Annotated in this window: 17 protein-coding genes; 10 read left to right on the forward strand and 7 right to left on the reverse strand. The window is 72.4% G+C overall.

Annotation, left to right across the window (positions count from 1 at the left end):
• Nucleotides 1-80 precede the first annotated feature (80 nt).
• The 4 genes from ACFYMM_RS08410 (at nucleotide 81) to ACFYMM_RS08425 (ending at nucleotide 2,738) form a co-directional block, all read left to right on the forward strand.
• Nucleotides 81-443: a DUF952 domain-containing protein gene (locus ACFYMM_RS08410; protein ID WP_388385027.1), complete on the forward strand. Its 363-nt coding sequence runs from the start codon at nucleotides 81-83 to the stop codon at nucleotides 441-443.
• Nucleotides 444-571: 128 nt separating this feature from the next.
• Entirely contained in the window at nucleotides 572-1,636 is a 1,065-nt protein-coding gene (locus ACFYMM_RS08415; protein WP_388385028.1) for a Rieske 2Fe-2S domain-containing protein, read from the forward strand.
• Nucleotides 1,633-1,806 (forward strand): hypothetical protein, encoded by a 174-nt coding sequence (locus ACFYMM_RS08420; protein WP_388385029.1) that lies wholly within the window; start codon nucleotides 1,633-1,635, stop codon nucleotides 1,804-1,806. The genes ACFYMM_RS08415 and ACFYMM_RS08420 overlap by 4 nt, the downstream gene beginning before the upstream one ends.
• A complete protein-coding gene (locus ACFYMM_RS08425; protein WP_388385030.1) occupies nucleotides 1,803-2,738 on the forward strand; it encodes a PDR/VanB family oxidoreductase in 936 nt (311 codons plus the stop codon). Before ACFYMM_RS08420 ends, ACFYMM_RS08425 begins: the two co-directional genes overlap by 4 nt.
• A 76-nt stretch (nucleotides 2,739-2,814) precedes the next feature.
• On the opposite strand, the gene ACFYMM_RS08430 is transcribed toward ACFYMM_RS08425, so the two are convergent.
• The gene (locus ACFYMM_RS08430) at nucleotides 2,815-3,486 is read right to left on the reverse strand and encodes a hypothetical protein (RefSeq protein ID WP_388385031.1); all 672 of its coding nucleotides are present in this window, start codon (nucleotides 3,484-3,486) and stop codon (nucleotides 2,815-2,817) included.
• Between the two features lie 231 nt (nucleotides 3,487-3,717).
• On the opposite strand from ACFYMM_RS08430, the gene ACFYMM_RS08435 reads away from it, so the two are divergent.
• From ACFYMM_RS08435 to ACFYMM_RS08445, 3 genes are all read left to right on the forward strand, one after another.
• The gene (locus ACFYMM_RS08435) at nucleotides 3,718-4,374 is read left to right on the forward strand and encodes a helix-turn-helix domain-containing protein (RefSeq protein WP_388385032.1); all 657 of its coding nucleotides are present in this window, start codon (nucleotides 3,718-3,720) and stop codon (nucleotides 4,372-4,374) included.
• A 44-nt stretch (nucleotides 4,375-4,418) separates the two neighbouring features.
• Nucleotides 4,419-4,958 (forward strand): toxin-antitoxin system, toxin component, encoded by a 540-nt coding sequence (locus ACFYMM_RS08440; protein ID WP_388385293.1) that lies wholly within the window; start codon nucleotides 4,419-4,421, stop codon nucleotides 4,956-4,958.
• A gap of 79 nt (nucleotides 4,959-5,037) precedes the next feature.
• Nucleotides 5,038-5,265: a hypothetical protein gene (locus ACFYMM_RS08445; RefSeq protein ID WP_388385033.1), complete on the forward strand. Its 228-nt coding sequence runs from the start codon at nucleotides 5,038-5,040 to the stop codon at nucleotides 5,263-5,265.
• A gap of 46 nt (nucleotides 5,266-5,311) precedes the next feature.
• On the opposite strand, the gene ACFYMM_RS08450 is transcribed toward ACFYMM_RS08445, so the two are convergent.
• Together ACFYMM_RS08450 and ACFYMM_RS08455 are read right to left on the reverse strand one after the other, a co-directional pair.
• Nucleotides 5,312-5,992: a 4'-phosphopantetheinyl transferase gene (locus ACFYMM_RS08450; protein ID WP_388385034.1), complete on the reverse strand. Its 681-nt coding sequence runs from the start codon at nucleotides 5,990-5,992 to the stop codon at nucleotides 5,312-5,314.
• A complete protein-coding gene (locus ACFYMM_RS08455; RefSeq protein ID WP_388385036.1) occupies nucleotides 5,940-6,845 on the reverse strand; it encodes a metallophosphoesterase family protein in 906 nt (301 codons plus the stop codon). The genes ACFYMM_RS08450 and ACFYMM_RS08455 overlap by 53 nt, the downstream gene beginning before the upstream one ends.
• Before the next feature lie 254 nt (nucleotides 6,846-7,099).
• On the opposite strand from ACFYMM_RS08455, the gene ACFYMM_RS08460 reads away from it, so the two are divergent.
• Together ACFYMM_RS08460 and ACFYMM_RS08465 are read left to right on the forward strand one after the other, a co-directional pair.
• Nucleotides 7,100-8,233 (forward strand): ATP-grasp domain-containing protein, encoded by a 1,134-nt coding sequence (locus ACFYMM_RS08460; RefSeq protein ID WP_388385037.1) that lies wholly within the window; start codon nucleotides 7,100-7,102, stop codon nucleotides 8,231-8,233.
• 174 nt (nucleotides 8,234-8,407) lie between these two features.
• Nucleotides 8,408-10,096 carry a carbohydrate binding domain-containing protein gene (locus ACFYMM_RS08465; RefSeq protein ID WP_388385038.1) on the forward strand — a complete coding sequence of 563 codons (1,689 nt, stop codon included), beginning with the start codon at nucleotides 8,408-8,410 and terminating at the stop codon, nucleotides 10,094-10,096.
• A 64-nt stretch (nucleotides 10,097-10,160) separates the two neighbouring features.
• Here ACFYMM_RS08465 and ACFYMM_RS08470 read toward each other — a convergent pair whose 3' ends face one another.
• From ACFYMM_RS08470 to ACFYMM_RS08485, 4 genes are read right to left on the reverse strand one after another with little or no spacing between them, the layout of a single operon-like run.
• Complete coding sequence (locus tag ACFYMM_RS08470; protein ID WP_388385039.1) at nucleotides 10,161-11,411, reverse strand: alpha-L-fucosidase; 1,251 nt, start codon at nucleotides 11,409-11,411, stop codon at nucleotides 10,161-10,163.
• A 3-nt stretch (nucleotides 11,412-11,414) separates the two neighbouring features.
• Nucleotides 11,415-14,465, reverse strand: coding sequence for an alpha-mannosidase (locus ACFYMM_RS08475; protein ID WP_388385041.1), 3,051 nt, complete (start codon nucleotides 14,463-14,465; stop codon nucleotides 11,415-11,417).
• A 55-nt stretch (nucleotides 14,466-14,520) separates the two neighbouring features.
• Complete coding sequence (locus ACFYMM_RS08480; protein ID WP_388385042.1) at nucleotides 14,521-15,858, reverse strand: 6-phospho-beta-glucosidase; 1,338 nt, start codon at nucleotides 15,856-15,858, stop codon at nucleotides 14,521-14,523.
• Nucleotides 15,855-16,619, reverse strand: a complete 765-nt coding sequence (locus ACFYMM_RS08485) for a DeoR/GlpR family DNA-binding transcription regulator (RefSeq protein ID WP_388385294.1) — start codon at nucleotides 16,617-16,619, stop codon at nucleotides 15,855-15,857. Before ACFYMM_RS08485 ends, ACFYMM_RS08480 begins: the two co-directional genes overlap by 4 nt.
• A gap of 127 nt (nucleotides 16,620-16,746) precedes the next feature.
• Between ACFYMM_RS08485 and ACFYMM_RS08490 the strand changes: the two genes are divergently transcribed.
• Nucleotides 16,747-17,799 carry a carbohydrate kinase family protein gene (locus ACFYMM_RS08490; protein ID WP_388385043.1) on the forward strand — a complete coding sequence of 351 codons (1,053 nt, stop codon included), beginning with the start codon at nucleotides 16,747-16,749 and terminating at the stop codon, nucleotides 17,797-17,799.
• Nucleotides 17,800-17,842 lie beyond the last annotated feature (43 nt).

Below are 17,842 nucleotides of genomic sequence, written 5' to 3' on the forward strand. Positions count from 1 at the left end.
CGCACCGCAGGCCGTCCCGGGCGCCGCACGGCGCGCGGGACGGCCTCGGCCATGCTCCGTCCGGGATATAAATCGACGTCATGATCTATCACGTAGTCACGGCCGACGAGTGGAACGCCCGTCCTGACCGTCCGTACGCCCCCGCCTCCCTCCAGGACGACGGCTTCGTCCACTGCTCCCCCGACGAGGGGACCACGCTCGCCGTCGTCAACGCCTTCTACCGCGACGCGCCGAGGCCGCTGCTGGCGCTGCTGCTCGACGAGAGCCGGCTGACCGCGAAGTGCGTCTTCGAGGAGGCCGCCCCGGCGCCGCCGCCCGGAGTCCCGGAAGGCACCCTGTTCCCGCACGTCTTCGGGCCGCTCGACCGTGCCGCCGTGACCCGTGTCCTGGAGGTCCGCTGGGACGCCGGGGGCCGCGCCACGGGGCTGACGGACGCGGGCTGACCCGGCCCGCTCCGCAAGCTCTTCCGTCTGGCAGAAGCCGCCTTGCCGAGGCCCCGCGCGCGTCACGAATCTGAGTCCGACCACGGCACGCGGGGCGACGGCGCCCCGCCGACAGGGACGGGAACGCCATGCCTCACATGACCGCCTTCGCCAGGAACCAGTGGTACGTCGCCGCCTACGGCGCTGAGGTCGGGCGCGAGCTGCTCGGCCGCACGATCCTCGGTGAGCCGATCGTGTTCTACCGCACCGAGGAGGACGGCACCCCGGTCGCCCTGCACGACCGCTGCGTGCACCGTCGTTACCCGCTCTCCGAGAGCGGGCTGGACGGTGACCGGATCGTCTGCGGCTACCACGGGTTCACCTACGACAGCACCGGCGCCTGCGTGTACGTGCCGGGGCAGAAGCGCGTCCCGCGCACCGCGCGCGTCCTGTCCTACCCGGTGGTCGAGCAGGACTCGCTGATCTGGGTGTGGATCGGTGACCCGGCGCTCGCCGACGCCGGGACCATTCCCCGGGCCCGGCACCTCAACTCGCCGGGCTGGACGACGGTCCGGGGCATGGAGCCGATCGACGCCGACTACGGGCTCCTCGTCGACAACCTCCTCGACCTCTCCCACGAGACGTATCTGCACGGCGGCTACATCGGCACTCCCGAGGTCGCCGAGACACCGATCACGACGGAGGTCGACGAGGGGGCGGGCATCGTCCGGGTGAGCCGGCACATGGACGATGCCGAGTGCCCGCCGTTCTACGCCAGGTCGACCGGCATCGAGGGCCGGATCACCCGCTGGCAGGACATCGAGTACCACGCGCCCTGCCTGTACCTGCTGCACAGCCGGATCGCGCCGGTCGGGGTGGCGCCGGAGGCCGACGGCAGCGACCCGAACGGCTTCCACACCGAGATCACGTACGCGATCACGCCGTCCGCCGACGGCAAGGTGTACGACTTCTGGATGGTCTCCCGGGACTGGGCGACGGACGACCCCGAGGTCACCGAGTTCCTGCGGGGCAACAACCACACCGTCGTCATGCAGGACGTCGACGCGCTCAACCTGCTGCACCGGACGCTCGGCACGGAGCGCGCCGGATACCAGGAGCTGAGCATCAACATCGACACCGGCGGTCTGGCCGCCCGCCGTATCCTCGCCCGGCTCGTCGAGGAGGGCGACAAGCCCGTGGAGAAGGTCCTGTGAGCGCGCCGACCGGCGAGGTCTACCGTGTCGACTGGCTGCCGGGCACCGACGTCCTGCACGGCACCTGCCACTGCGGAGCCGAGCACACCGCGCAGGACCCGGTCGAGATGTGGGAGTGGATGCTCGGCCATCCCGAAGGACACCAGCCCCGCGCGGAGGCCTCCCGATGAGCCTGTACGAAGCCGAACTCGTCGTCGCGGGCAGGGAGCCGGCGGCCGACGGCGTGCTCGCCCTCAGCCTGTGCCACCCGCTGGGCGAGGAGCTGCCCGCCTGGGAGCCGGGGGCCCACGTCGACCTGGTGCTCGGTCCGGGGCTGGAGCGGCAGTACTCGCTGTGCGGTGATCCGGGCGACCGTGCCCGGTGGCGGGTCGCCGTGCTGCGCGAGCCGGACGGGCGGGGCGGATCCGCCCATGTGCACGAGGAGTTGCGGCAGGGCGACAAGGTACGGGTGCGCGGGCCGCGCAACCACTTCCCGCTGCGGCCCGCGCCGGCGTACCGCTTCGTCGCGGGCGGCATCGGCATCACCCCGATCCTGCCGATGCTCGCCGCGGCCGAGGCGGCGGGCGCCGAGTGGACGCTGCTGTACGGCGGCCGTACCCGCGGGTCCATGGCGTTCACCGAGGAGCTGGCACGGTACGGCGACCGGGTCACCCTCGCCCCGCAGGACGAGACGGGTCTGCTGGACCTCGCTGCCGTGCTCGACGGGCTGCCCGACGGCACCCTCGTCTACTGCTGCGGTCCCGGCCCCCTGCTGGACGCGGTGGAGGAGCGCTGTCCGGCCGGGGCGCTGCGGCTCGAACGGTTCCAGCCCAAGACCCGACAGGACGCCGGCGGCACGGAGTTCGAGGTCGAGCTGGCCCGCAGCGGCCGTACGCTCACCGTCGCGCCCGGCGTCTCCGTGCTCGACACCGTGCGCGCCGCCGGGGTCGAGGTGCTCTACTCCTGCACCGAGGGAACCTGCGGCACCTGCGAGACGGACGTGCTGGAAGGCGCCCCGGACCACCGGGACTCGGTCCTCACCGAGGAGGAGCGGGCGGCGGGCGACACGATGATGATCTGCGTGTCCCGGTGCCGTGGTGCCCGGCTGGTGCTGGATCTGTGAGGCGCGCGGTCCGGGCCCTCTCGGGGCGGCCGTCCGGCCCGGCGCCGTCGGCGACCTGAACGCCGGCGGTGCCGGGTCAGGCCTCCGGTGCCGGGACCACGGTGAGATGGCTGCCGGCGGTGCGGGCGCGGCGCGGGCGGCGCGGGGCGGCGGTGGGGCGGCGGGTGTCGCGCAGCACCATGGTCAGGCGCGTGTACCCGAGGTCCTGGAGGGTCCTCGGGGTCTCGGCGACGATGCGGCACTCGACGGTGCCCCGGCGCGGGTCGGGGTGGACCAGGAGGCGTACGGCGCCGTCGAGTTCCGCGGCGTTCTCGCCGACCGCGCGGATCCAGTGCGGCAGGCCCTGCCGGAAGGCGGCCTCCATCAGCGGGTCCTGGGCGATGTCCCGGCGGATCGTCTGGAGTCCGAGGTCGTGGCCGTAGCGCTCCACGGCGGTCTTGAAGTGGGCCAGCATCGGCAGGCACCAGCCCGCCTCGTGCTCGCCCAGGACCGACCCGGCGTCCGGGTGGAACAGGACGAAACGCAGGAAGTTGTCGGAAGGCATGGCCGTCGGGTGCGGTCCGACCGCGCGGAAAAGTGACTCGAACGCGCCGTTGGCGAGGACCACGTCCCACCGGTGGTCGACGACCAGGGACGGGAAGGGGACGGCGTCGAGAAGCACGGCGTAGTCCTGGAGGTACGCCTGGGCCTCGCGGCCCTCGGGGACGGGCCGCGGCGCCGGCCGCTGCCCACCTGCCTGATATGCCATCGGGAGGTCACCCCTCTTGCCTCTGCGGCCTTCACGCGGCGTTGTGATCCTCCTGCCCAGGCAAGAGTCGTGTCAACTATCGTGGCATTTCATGCCTGTTGACGGCTGAAATTGGCCACAGTTGTGGCGAGACCTGGATGTGAGTTCGAAGCACCGGATACTCTCCGGAAGTCCACGGCAACCGCATGTGCGGAGCCCCTGATTCCTCTGAGAGACGTAGGAGTTCTGTCGGTGACGGATGGCTACGAGGATCGGGGCGCCTCGGCGACCGCCCAGCTGCCGGCCGTCGTCGCCCGCGTCACCGCGCTCGCCGACCGGCTCGGCGTGCCGCACACCGAGGTCTACGAGGTGGCGCGGCTCTCGGTCGCCTGCGGGGTGCCCGAGCCCGTGGTCCGGGCCCTGCTGAGCGGACGGCCCGCGGGCGAGCCCGATGTGCAGGCCCGCTTCCTGCAGCGGCTGGACCTGCTGCGGCGCACCCGGTTGAAGCCCAACGGGCGCAGATACACCCAGCAGGAGATCGCCGACGGCGCGGGCATGTCCCGCCAGCAGGCCGGCGCCCTGATCAACGGCGACCGGCGGCCCACCATGGAGCACTGCGACGCGCTCCAGCGGTTCTTCCGGGTGCACGCGGGTTTCCTCACCGCGGAGGACCCGGAGGCGCTCGCGGGAGCACTCCAGCGCGTCGAGCAGGAACTGCTGCAGAAGCTCGCCGACCGGGAGCGGGCCCTGGCCGGGGCCGCGCAGGATCCGCTGGAGCGGCTGTTGCAGGACCACGGGGTGCGCGGAATCGCCTGGCGGGCCGCGCAGTTGCCCACCGACCAGCACCGGGACAAGGTCGCGGAGTGGCTCGACATGCTCCTGGAGAGCGTCAAGCGGCCCGAGCAGTGAACCGGGGGAGGACTGTGGGCATCGGCAGGTCCATCGGGAAGGACATGCGCCGGCTGTGCGCCGAGCTGGTGGGCGGGCTGACCCTGCCCGCGCCGGCGCCGCCGCACGAGCTGTACACCGCGCTGTGCGAGGTGATGAGCCGCCGCCGGGGCCGTCCCGTGCACTTCCGTACGGCCGTCTTCCCGCCCGACACCGCCAGCGGGCTGTGGCTGGACATGACCGACCGTGACCTGGTCGTCGTCGAGGAACGCACCGCGCCCGACCATCAGTTGGTGATCCTGGGCCACGAGCTGTGGCACATGCAGGCCGACCACTCGGGCCACCACGTCGACGGGGTCGGCGTCGCCACCCGTCTGCTGCAGGACGACACCGACCAGGACGCCCTGCAGGCCACCGTGCACCGGGCCGCCGCCCGTACCCGCTTCGACCTCACCGAGGAGCGCGAGGCCGAGACCTTCGGTCTGCTGCTGGCCAGCAAGTGCCGTACCCGGCTGGCGGGTTCGGCCCTGCGCGGACCCGCCCGGCGGGACGACGTGGCGGGCCGGATCGAGGCGTCGCTGGGGTATCTGGGGCCGCAGGGCTGAGCTCGTGCCCGGGGCGTTGTCAGTGCCGGGCGGCATGCTTGAGGGGTCCTTGCACATGACCGTCCGGGGGAGCCGACCGATGTCCACCGCCGTACTGACCGACCATGAACGCACCGCCGTCCAGGCCTATCTGAGGCTGCTGCACACGGTGCGCGCCGCCTTCGACGGGTCACCCGGGGACGGCCGGCCCGTCGTCGTCCCGCCCACCGTCCTCGCCGAGGCGGAACGGGCCCTGGCGCGGGCGGGACTGGCGGGCAACGAGGAGGCGTTCTTCCGGCTGCTGCACGGCTGGTGCCCGCCCGCCTGACCCCCGGACCGTGATCCCGGGCCCGGGCCGCCCCGCCGCCGCGCTCTCAGCCGTGCGGTACGACGATCGCCGTGGTCACCATTCCGCCGCGCACGCTCCACCGGCCCTCGAAGGTCTGCAGGCGCCGGCCGCCGACCAGCGGGCCCGGCACGAGGAGTTCGGCCCGCAGCCGGCCCCCGGGCAGGTCACCGGGACCGGGGAGGAGCTCGATGTCGGCCTCGGAGAAGTCGAGCCATTCGCCGGTGAGCGGGAACCACGCCTTGTAGACCGACTCCTTGGCGCTGAACAGGATCCGGTCCCAGTGCACGTTCGGGCTCCGGGCGGCCAGCACCGCGAGCCGTTCGGCCTCGGCGGGCAGGAAGACGTAGGAGACGACCTCCTGCGGGAGCGGCTCGTGCGGCTCGGCGTCGATGCCGAGGGAGGCCAGGTCGGTGGCGCGGACCAGGGCGGCGGCGCAGTAGCCCTCGCTGTGGGTCATGCTGCCGACCAGGCCGGCCGGCCAGCGCGGGGCGCCGCTCGCGCCGGTCACGAGGGCCTGCGGCGGTACCCCGAGCTTCTCCATGGCCCGGCGGGCGCAGGCGCGCACGGCGGCGAACTCACGGCGGCGCTTGGCCACCGCGCGCGTCACGAGCGCCTCCTCCTCGGGATAGAGCGGGGCGTCCCACGGGGCGTCGTCACCGTGGCTCTCCACGGCCACCACCGACTCCGGGAGCAGCTCCTCGATCACCGGCTTCGACCTCCATCGGCAGGATGCGGCGCAGCCTTCCCGGCGGCTCCGGGCGCTTGTGCCACTCGCGGGGGTATCCCACGGAGACCTCTTCGAAGCGGACGCCCTCGTGCCAGGTGGTCCGCGGGATGTGCAGATGGCCGTAGACCATGGTCCCGACCCGGAAGCGGCGGTGCCAGTCGGCCGTCAGCCGGGTGCCGCACCACATGGCGAACTCGGGGTGCCACAGGACGTCCATGGGGTGGCGGTCGAGCGGATAGTGGTTGGCGAGGACGGTCGGCAGGTCCGGCGGCAGCTCGGCGAGCCGGCGGCCCGTCGCCTCGACCCGGGCCCGGCACCAGGCCTCGCGGCTGGGGTAGGGGTCGGGGTGCAGCAGGTACTCGTCGGTGCAGACGATGCCGGTCTCGTGCGCGTAGGCCAGGCCCTCTTCCTTGGTGGCGCAGCCGGCCGGCAGGAAGGTGTAGTCGTAGAGCAGGAACAGCGGCGCCACGGCCACCGGGCCGCCGGGGCCCTCCCAGACAGGGTAGGGGTCCTCGGGAGTGGTCACGCCCAGTTCCCGGCACAGGGCCACCAGGTGCTCGTAGCGGGCCACGCCCCGCAGGGTGACGGTGTCGTTCGGGTGGGTCCACAGGTCGTGGTTGCCGGGGGCCCACAGCACCTTGCGGAAGCGTCCGGCGAGGGTGGCGAGGGTCCAGCGGATGTCCTCGACGGTCTCCGCCACGTCTCCGGCCACGATCAGCCAGTCCTCGTCCGAGTGGGGGCGCATCGCCTCGACCAGCGCCCGGTTCTCGGGGTACGAGACGTGCAGGTCGCTGATGGCGAGCAGCTGTCCGGAACCGGCTCTCGACTCCACCCCGCGCCCCTTCCGATCATGACGATGGGACCACGAGAACACATTCGCGGACGAGGGACAAGGGAGCCCGGCGGGCCGGGGCCGGAAATCCGTAACACCGGCGTTGCACGCCGGGGCCCTTGAAAGCCGTATGATCGCCCCGACACCACCGCCGTGAACTTCCCTTCGCACAGGGCGGTTTGGTGTACCTCCCTTCATCCTGCCCGGGCACGGGCCGCTGAGTCCTGCCCGAAAACCCCCGGAAGGCGGCCTGCATGCTCTCTCGCGTACGCGTCTGGCTCAACCGCACGTACGCGGAGAACGTGTTCTTCATGGACCAGCTGCGGCGAAATCCCAGCGACCGGGCCGTGGAGATCCACGCCACGCACGGTGACCCGGACTCCCCCGTGCTGGCCGCCGCCGACACCGCGGACCTGGAGCCGGAGGGCCTGTCCCCGGCCGGGTACGTGGAGTACGCCCTGGACCAGTGCGTCCGGCGCGGCATCGACGTGTTCGTGCCCCGGCTGCACCAGGCGGCGATCGTGGCGCACCGCGCCGACTTCGCGGCCGTGGGCACGGTGCTGCTGGCGCCGACGCCGCAGGCGGTGGCCGTCTTCGAGGACAAGGCGACGGCGTACGAGGCGGTCCGTTCGGTCGGCGTCCCGGTGCCGCCGTGGTGGCGGGCGCGCACGGCGGAGGAACTCCTCGCGGCGGTCGAGGAGCTGGAGGCGGCCGGGTACAGGGCGTGCTTCAAGCCCGCCTCCGGTGCGGGCGGGGTCGGTTTCCGGATGATCACGCGCGCCCCCTTCTCGCTGACGCATCTGGGCGGCTTCCCGGGGCCGCACGTCCAGCTGGACCTGGTCGTCGAGGCGCTGCGGCGGGCGGAGGAGCCCGTCGACTGGCTGGTGATGCCCCGTCTGGAGCAGCCGGAGGTGTCGGTGGACTGTCTCACCGGCCCGGACAACCGGGTGCGGCTGGCGGTGGGCCGCACCAAGGACGGCCGTCGGCGCGGGTTCACGCTGGACGAGCGGTGGCTGGAGCCGGCCCGGCTGATCGCCGAGGGCTTCGGGCTGCACTACCTGTCCAACATCCAGTTCCGGATGCTCGGCGACCGCCCGGTGCTGCTCGACGTCAACACGCGTCCCGCCGGCGGCCTGCACCAGCTGTCGCTCTGCGGGGTGAACGCGCCGTGGGCGGCGGTGCAGCTGGCTCTCGGCGAGGACCCGGGGGCGATGGAACCGCCGTTCCTTGGCCAGGACTACACGGTGGTGTCGGGGCCGCGCCCGCTGCGGCCGGTGTCGCTGCCCCAGCAGCGGATCGAGGAGACCGAGGTGCTGCTGCCGGCGTTGCCCGCGCCCGCCCCGCCGGTGGGCACGGAGGCCGGAGCCCCGGCCGCCGCGACCGCCTGAGCCGCCACCCCTCCCCGGCGCTCCTCACCGCCACTCCGGTCCACCGGTCTGGACCAATCTCGGCGCATCCCCTTGACACCGGGATTGGTCCATACCAACTTTGTTGCGCACCCTTCCGCACTCCCCGGCACCTTCGTGCACTCCCGAACACCCCCATTCCCCAAGGGAGATCGCGTGCGCAACACACCCGGACGCCCCAGACCCCGCCTCCTCGCCCTGCTCGCCTCCGGTGCCCTCGCCCTCGGCGGGGCCATCGCGCTCCCCGGCACCGCCGAGGCGGCCAACATCCTCGCCAACGCCGGCTTCGAGTCGGGCGGCCTCTCCCCCTGGACCTGCACCGGCAACCTCGGCTCGGTCGTCTCCTCCCCGGTGCACGGCGGCTCCAAGGCCCTTCAGGGAGACCCGAGTTCGAGCGACGACGCCCAGTGCGGCCAGACCGTCCCCGTCCAGCCGAACACGACCTACAGCCTCAGCGGCTGGGTCCGCGGCTCCTATGTCTACCTCGGTGTGGACGGCGGCGCCTCGACCTGGACGACCTCCCCGTCGGCGTACAGCAAGCTCAGTGTCTCCTTCACCACCGGTGCCTCGCAGACCAGCGCCACCGTCTGGGTCCACGGCTGGTACGCGCAGGGCGCCTACTACGCCGACGACATCAGTCTCGACGGCCCCGGCGGCGGGGGCGGCGGCTCGGACACCCAGGCGCCGACCGCGCCCACCGGGCTGACCTCCACCGCGAAGACCTCGTCGAGCGTGTCGCTGCAGTGGAACGCCGCCACGGACAACGTGGGCGTGACGGCGTACGACATCTACAGCGGCGCGAACCGGGTGCTGAGCGTATCCGGTACGGCGGCCACGGTCGGCGGCCTGTCCCCGAGCACCGGCTACACCTTCACCGTGAAGGCGCGGGACGCGGCCGGGAACGTCTCGGGGGCCTCCAACGCGGTGAGCGTGACGACCGACGCGGGCAGCGGCGGCGGCAGCGGGTTCCGGCAGGCGGCGCCGTACCTGTACGAGGGCTGGGGCGACCCGCCGAACCCGAGCACGGTGATGAGCGCGACCGGCGTCAAGTCGTTCACCATGGCGTTCGTGCTGGACTCCGGCGGCTGCACCCCCGCCTGGGACGGCAGCCGGCCGCTGACCGGCGGCGCCGACCAGAGCGCCGTCGACCAGATCCGCTCGGCCGGCGGTGACGTCGTGCCGTCGTTCGGCGGCTGGCAGGGCAGCAAGCTCGGCGCAAACTGCTCCTCCGCGAGCGCGCTCGCCGGGGCGATCCAGAAGGTGATCGACGCCTACGGTCTCAAGGCCGTCGACATGGACATCGAGAACACCGACGAGTTCGAGAACGAGGCCGTGCAGGCGAGGATCCTGACCGCGCTGAAGACGGTCAAGGCCGCCAACCCGGGCCTGAGGACGATCGTCACCTTCGGCACCTCGACCACCGGCCCGACCTACTACGGCAACCGGCTGATCGAGCAGGCGCAGTCGCTCGGCGCGGACATCGACGTCTTCACCATCATGCCGTTCGACTTCGGCGGCGGCTCCGACATGTACGGGAACACGGTGAACGCGGCCGAGGGCCTGAAGGCCAAGCTGAAGTCGACCTTCGGCTGGGACGACGCCACGGCCTACGCGCACATCGGCATCTCCGGCATGAACGGCCTCTCCGACCAGCAGGAGAACACCACCCCGGCGATCTGGACCCAGATCCGGGACTGGGCCGACTCCCACCACATCGGCCGCCTGGCCTTCTGGGCGGTCAACCGCGACCGGCCCTGCGCGGGCGGCGGCGTGGTCAGCAACTGTTCCGGCATCAGCCAGGACACCTGGCAGTTCACGTCCATCACGGCCGGGTTCACCGGCTGAGCGGCCGGCCACCCGGGCCCCCGAAGCGGCGGCCGGTCCCACGAGGGCCGGCCGCCCCGGCGCGTCAGAAGCGGCCCGACCCCCGGTACAGCTCCAGTTCACCGTCCAGTTCCACGGCGAGCACGGTCGCGTACGGGTCGAGGTCGGCCCGCTCCGGCGGGTCGATCCACAGCACTCCCACCGCCTCGTGCAGCCCGCCGACGACCCGGTGGGCCAGCTCGGCGCCGGTGCCCAGCACGGTGACCCGGCGCACCAGGGTGGCCAGTCCGCGCACGCCGATCTCGGCACGCGGGATGTCGAACAGGGTGAGGTAGAGCGTGCGGCGGTCGGCGGACAGGGTGCTGGGCCCGTAGTGGTGCCCGGCCGGCAGCCCGCGCACCGTGCCGTACACCGCCTCCGCGTGCCGACGGATCCACTCCCCCAGCCCCTCCAGGCGCTCCACCTGCGGCCGCGGGATGGTGCCGTCCTCCATCGGGCCGACGTCCAGGAGCAGGTTCCCGCCGCCCCCGATGGTCTCGGTGAAGTAGCGGATCAGCTGGGCGAGCGACTTGTGGTTGTGGTCGCGGTGCTGGTAGCCCCACGAGTCGTTGATCGTCAGGCACAGTTCCCAGGGGCCCTCGGGCGGCACGACGGGAGCGCCCTGTTCCGGCGTCGCGTAGTCGCCCTCGCCGAGCATCCGGGCGTTGAAGACGACGTCGGGGACGTACGAACGGATGAGCGCGGCCAGCTCCGGGATCCGCCACTGCTCCTCGCTGCGGTCCCACTCACCGTCGAACCACATCAGGTCCGGGCGGTAGCGGGAGGCCAGCTCGCGGACCTGGCCGTCCCGGTAGGCGATGAACCGCTCCCAGGCCGCCAGGTCCTCGTCCTCGGCCGCGCACTCGGAGTAGCGGTTGTCCTCCTGCTCCGGCGGGCGGCCCGGCTTGCGCGTGGAGGCGTAGTCGGGGTGGTTCCAGTCGGAGTGGGAGTAGTAGAACCCGACCTTGAGGTCCCTCTCGCGCAGGGCCTCGGCATAACCGGACAGATAGTCCCTGCCGAGGTTCAGGTCGCCGTACGCGGTGTCCCACAGGGCCACACCGTCATGGTGACGGGTCGTCAGTACCGCGTATCTCGCGCCCGCCCGGGCGAACAGGTCCGCCCAGGCGCGCGGGTCGTACCGGGCGCCCGTGAAGCGGTCCAGCTGGGACATGTACCTCTCGTGCGGCACGATGTCGTCGTAGAACGACCAGGACTCCTGGACGCCGTCGACGGCGTAGATGCCCCAGTGGACGAATATCCCCAGCTTGGCGTCGGTGAACCAGGGTTGCATGGGCACGGGTCAGCCCCTGCGCAGTCGGAGGGTCAGGATCTGGAAGGGGCGCAGCGAGACGGGTACCGCGCCGTCGGTGGACCCGGCCTCCTCCAGCGGGCGTTCCAGCAGATCGGTGACCTGGGCGCCGGCGAGCGGGAAGCCGGTGCGCAGGACACCCCGGCCGCGGCCGCCACGGGACTCGTAGAGCCGTACGACCACGTCGCCCGACCCGTCGTCGGCGAGCTTGACCGCCTCGACGGTCACGCCCTCGCCGTCCACCGAGACGACCGGCCGCGGCTCCCCCGCCGAATCGGCCACCCGCAGCGGGAGGTTGAGGGCATACCCCTCGGCCACCGCGTCCTCGATGCTCGCGCCCGGCAGCAGCGCGTAGGTGAAGCGGTGGCGCCCCTGGTCGGCCTCCGGGTCCGGGATGCGCGGGGCGCGCACCAGGCTGAGCCGGACCGTGGTGGTCGTACCGCCGTCCTCGCGGACCGTGCGGGAGACGTCGTGGCCGTACGTCGAGTCGTTGACGACCGCGACGCCGTAGCCGGGCTCGCCGATGTGCACCCAGCGGTGGCCGGAGACCTCGAAGCGGGCCGCCTCCCAGCTGGTGTTGGTGTGGGTGGGCCGCTGGACGTGGCCGAACTGGATCTCGGCCGAGGAGTGCGGGGCCCGGATGTCCACCGGGAAGCCCGCCTTGAGGATCTTCTCGGCCTCGTGCCAGTCGATGTCGGTCTCGAAGTCGATCCGGGGGCTTCCGGCCCGCAGGGTGATCGTCTGGGTGATCTTCGAGCCCTTGCCGAAGGAGCGCTCGACGCGGATCGCGCCGACCAGCGGGTCCGCCTCGACCACGGTGACCGACTCGGTCCCCAGCAGGTCCGTGTACCGGTTCTGGTAGTGCTTGTCGATGTCCCAGGCGTCCCAGTAGTTGGGGAGGTCGGTGTGCAGCCGTAGCAGGTTGCCCTGGCCGGCGAGGACCTCGCGGTCCGCCCTGAGGTCGAACACCGACGACAGGGTGCCGTCCTCGGCCACCTCGACACGGACCAGGCCGTTGTCGAGGACCCGGCCCTCGGCCGTCACCGGCCGCGGGGCCGGGGGCGGCGCGGCGGCGGCGAGGGGCGCGCTGCCGCTCGCCGGCACCCGCACGTACACCGGTGTGCCCTCGGCGGTGCGGACCACCTCGGCGCGGTCGTAGGGGCCGGTGTTGAAGACCCGGGCCCCGCCGCCGCCCAGCGCGGCGATCGCCTCGGCGGTCAGCGTCTCCAGCTCCCCGGCCACGCGGGCGTACTCGGCCTCCGCCTCGCGGTGCACCCAGGCGATCGACGAGCCCGGCAGGATGTCGTGGAACTGGTGCAGCAGGACCGTCTTCCACAGCCGGTCGAGCTTCTCGTACGGGTAGGCGTAGCCCGGCGCGTGCAGGGCGGCCGTCGTCGCCCACAGCTCGGCCTCGCGCAGCCTGTGTTCGCTGCGCCGGTTGCCCTGCTTGGTGCGGGCCTGGGAGGTGTAGGTGGCGCGGTGCAGCTCCAGGTACAGCTCGCCGTTCCACACCGGGGCGTCCGGGTACTCCTCGCGGGCCTTGGCGAAGAAGGCGTCCGGGTGCTCGACGACGACCTTGGGCGAGCCCTCCAGGTCGGCGAGCCTGCGCGCCCGCTCCATGATCTCGCGGGTGGGGCCGCCGCCGCCGTCGCCCCAGCCGAAGGGGGCGAGGGAGCGCGTTCCGGCGCCCTTCTCCGCGTAGTTGCGCACCGCGCGGTCCATCTCCTCGCCGCTGAAGCGCGCGTTGTAGGTGTCGACCGGCGGGAAGTGGGTGAAGATGCGGGTGCCGTCGATGCCCTCCCACCAGAAGGTGTGGTGGGGGAACTTGTTCGTCTGGTTCCAGGAGATCTTCTGGGTCAGGAACCAGTCGTTGCCCGCGAGCTTGGCGAGCTGGGGGTAGGCGGCGTTGTAGCCGAAGGAGTCGGGCAGCCAGACGCCCTTGGTCTCGATGCCGAAGTGCTCGATGAAGAACCGCTTGCCGTGGACGAGCTGGCGGGCGATCGCCTCGCCGCCGGGCAGGTTGCCGTCGGACTCGACCCACATGCCGCCGACCGGCGCCCACTGGCCCTTCTTCACGGACTCCTGGATGCGCGCCCACACCCGGGGGTAGTGGTCGCGCACCCACTCGTACTGCTGGGCCTGGGAGCAGGCGAAGATGAAGTCGTCGTACTCGTCGGCGAGCGCGGTGACGTTGGAGAAGGTGCGGGACGTCTTGCGCTTGGTCTCGCGGATGGGCCACAGCCACGCGGAGTCGATGTGCGCGTGGCCGACCCCGGAGATGGTGTGGGCGCTGGCGTGCGCGGGCCGGGCCAGGGCGGGGGCGAGGACCTCGCGGACGGCGGCGGCGCTGCCGGAGACGTCGTCCAGGTCCAGGGCGTCCATGGCCCGGTCCAGGGTGTGCAGGATCTCGTGCCGGCGCGGCTCGTGCTCGCCGAGGTGGACCATGAGCTCGCGCAGCACCTGGAGGTCCAGGTCGAGGTGCCAGACCTGCTCGTCGAGGACGGCTAGGTCGGCGCGCCGGAAGACGTACAGCGGCTCGGAGCCGGCGGTCAGCACGTCGCCGAGCGGGGTGGGGGCGGCGAACTCGCCCGCCAGGATGTCGGGGTTGGAGGCGGCCTCGACGAGGTAGTGGATCTCCTCGCCGCCGGTGGCCGGGTTGCCGATCGGCACGTACTGGTTGAGCGGGTTGACCGCCTTCAGCGGTGTCCCGTCGGTCAGATGGACCAGGGCCTCGGCCTGGTTGCCGGGCCAGTCGCCGACGAAGCCGAGGTCGATGACCGCCTCGACGCGCCGGCCGGCCCACTCGGCGGGCACCTGCCCGCGCATCCGGAACCAGGTGGTGCCCCAGGGCGGCCCCCACGGCGTGCCCATCGCGAAGGGCTCGTACGCCGCGACGGCGGCCTCGGCGAAGGGCACCGGCTCCCCGGGCGCCTGCCAGGCCTCGACGGCGAGGGGGACGGCGGCCGCGTAGACGGCGGGCTTGATGCGCTGGTTGTGGGCGCGCTCGACGCGCTCCTCGATCCGGCGGCGTTCGTCGTGCATCAGGGTCTCCAGAGAGGGAGAGGCAAGCGGGTGGAAAGCGCTTTCCAGCGGGCGTCTACCTAAGATATGCCAGGCCGGGGTGGACCTCGGCATAGCCCTCGACCAGCCGTCGGGCCACGTTCACGGAGTCGACCAGCGGGTGCAGCGCGAAGGCCTTCACGGCCGTCGTACGGGATCCCGACTCAGCGGCGGCGAGCACCTCGCGCTCGACCGCCTTCACCGCGCAGACAAGACCGGTGGCGTGATCAGGAAGCGGGTCGACGGCGACCGGGTGGGCGCCGTTGGCGTCGACCAGGCACGGGACCTCGATGACGGCCTCGGAGTCGAGCACCGAGAGGGTGCCGCGGTTGCGGACGTTGAGGATGAGGGTGGTGCGTTCGTCGCGGGCGATGGCCCGCATCAGGGCGAGGGCCACCTTCTCGTAGCCGCCGGAGAGGTCGTCGGCCTCGCGCTCCCCCGCGCCCGCCGTCTCCCGGTTCTCGGCCATGTACGTCGCCTCGCGCTCGGCGCGGGTGCGGTCCCAGATCTCCAGGGCCCTGGCCCCCGGGTCCTCGACCTGCTCGTAGAACTGCGCCTGCTGGTCGCGCAGGAACGCGCCGCGGGTCCTCTCGGCCTGCTGGTAGGCGCGGACGGCCTCGCGGTTGAAGTAGTAGTAGTGCAGGTACTCGTTGGGGATGGCGCCCAGCGACCGCAGCCAGTCGACGCCGAAGAGCTTGCCCTCCTCGAAGGAGCCGAGCAGGTCCGGGTCGGCGAGCAGGCGGGGGAGTTCGTCGCGGCCCGCCACGCGCAGACCGCGCACCCAGCCGAGGTGGTTGAGACCGACGTAGTCGATCCACGCCTCCCCGGGGTTCGCGCCGAGGACACGGGCGATACGGCGGCCGAGGCCCACCGGGGAGTCGCAGATGCCGATGACGCGGTCGCCGAGGTGGCGGGACATGGCCTCGGTGACCAGGCCGGCCGGGTTGGTGAAGTTGATGACCCAGGCGTCGGGGGCCAGGCGGGCCACCCGCCGGGCGATGTCGACGGCGACGGGGACCGTGCGCAGCCCGTAGGCGATGCCGCCCGCGCCGACCGTCTCCTGGCCCAGCACGCCCTCGGCCAGCGCCACCCGCTCGTCGTCCGCCCTGCCCTTCAGGCCGCCGACGCGGATCGCGGAGAACACGAAGTCGGCACCGCGCAGCGCCTCGTCGAGGTCGGTCGTCGCGGTGACCTCGGGGGCGTCGGCGTACCGGGCGGCCTGCTCGGCGAGCACCCGGGTCACCGCGGACAGCCGGTGCGGATCCAGGTCGTGGAGCACCACGCGGGTGACCCGGCCCTCGCCGCGGTCCCCGAGGAGCGCCCCGTACACGAGCGGCACCCGGAACCCGCCGCCGCCCAGAATCGTCAGTCTCACGCTAGAGCCTTTCCTGCCAGGACCACCTCGACGCCGGCCTCCTCCAGGGAGGACCGGGTCACCGGGTCCACCGGCGCGTTGGTCACCACCATGTCCAGGTCCCGGGGACCGCAGACCTTCGCCATGCCCGTACCCGGGAACTTGGCCGAGTCGGCGAGCAGCACGACCTTCTCGCTCGCCTTGATCATGGCGCGCTTGACGGGCACCTCCACGACCGTCGTGTCCATCACCTGCCCGCCCGGACGCACCCCACTGGTGCCGAGGAAGAGCCAGTCGGCGTGCAGCTGGCGAAGGTTGTCCTCGGTGAGGAAGCCGACCAGGGAGCGGTACTCGCGGCGGACCATGCCGCCGAGCAGCACCAGCTCGATGCCCTCGTCGTCGGCCAGCTCCTCGTAGACCACCAGGTTGCTGGTGATGACCGTGAGGCGGCGGCCGTGCAGCTGACGGGCCAGCCGGAAGGCGGTGGTGCCGATGTCGAGCAGCACCGACTGGCCGTCGGTGACCATGGCCGCCGCCAGCTCCGCTATGGCGTCCTTCTCGGCCACGCGCATCTCGGCCACCTCGGCGAAGGGCTGGTCGCCCTCCTCCACGACGGCCCCGCCGTGCACCCGCGTGAGCAGCCCGTCCTCCTCCAGCTTGACCAGGTCGCGCCTGATCGTGGCGGGGCTCACACCCAGTTGCTCGGAGAGATCGGTCACGGCCGCGGGGCCGCCGGAGCGCAGGGCCCGCAGGATGAGTTGGTGTCGTCGTTCTGCCAGCACGGCGTGAACACTACTCGTCATCTTCAATCATTTCCATGCTCAGTTCTGCTCGACTATTGACCAATCTCGCGGAGCGGCGCACGATTCCGGTCATCGAAATGACGAGTTTTGACGAGAGGCGGTGCACGTGGACGGCGACAGGCCCGACGTGCTGCTGACCGGGCTGCTCTTCTACGACCTCGTCCTCACCGGGCTCGGCAAGCCGCCGACGCCGGGTGAGGAGATCTGGACGTCCGGCATGGGCTGCGGCCCCGGCGGCATCGCGAACCTCGCGGTGGCCGCGTCCCGGTTCGGCCTCGGCACCTCGCTGGCCACGGTCTTCGGCGACGACTTCTACGGCGCCCACTGCCGGGAGATCCTCGCGGGCCAGGAGGGCGTCGACGTCTCCTTGTCGCGCACCGCGGACGGCTGGGCCACCCCCGTCACCGTCTCCCTCGCACACGGTCAGGACCGGGCCCTGGTCACCCACGGCCGGCAGCCGCCGTACTCGCAGGACGAGCTCATGGGCGACCCGCCCGAGGCCCGCACCGCCCTCGTGCACATCGAGGCCGAACCGCGCGAGTGGATCGCCAAGGCGGCCGCGAACGGCACCCACGTCTACGCCGACGTCGGCTGGGACCCCACCCAGCGCTGGTCCCGCGACCTCCTCGACCAGCTCGCGCTGTGCCACGCCTTCCTGCCGAACGAGGGCGAGGCGATGGCCTACACCCGCACCGACACCGCGACCGCCGCCCTGGGCACGCTCGCCGAGCTGGTCCCGGTGGCCGTGGTGACGCGCGGCGGGGACGGCGCGCTGGCGGTCGACCAGACCACCGGCGAGTACGCGGAGGTCCCCGCCCTGGACGTGGACGTGCTCGACGCGACGGGCGCCGGTGACGTCTTCGGGGCGAGTTTCGTGGCCGCCTCCCTCGGCGGCTGGCCGCTGTCCGAGCGGCTGCGGTTCGCCGTGCTCGCCGCCGGACTCTCGGTCGGCCACCACGGCGGGGCGCTCGCGGCCCCCGGCTGGTACGGCGTCGACCGCTGGTGGCGCTCGCTGACCGACCCCGGCCTCAAGCGCGCCTACGGCTTCCTCGCGGACCGGATTCCGGCCGACGTCGGCCCGCCGGTGCGCCTTGCCCCCGTGACGCCGCCCGCCCCTCGCCCGCTCACCGGCCCCCGTGCCCGCGAACGGCGGATCTGACTCCCGAATCCCCTTGGCACGTCGAACAGGAACAACAGGAGTG

Source organism: Streptomyces sp. NPDC006739, from assembly GCF_042869815.1.
In the GTDB taxonomy this organism is placed as follows: Bacteria; Actinomycetota; Actinomycetes; order Streptomycetales; family Streptomycetaceae; genus Streptomyces.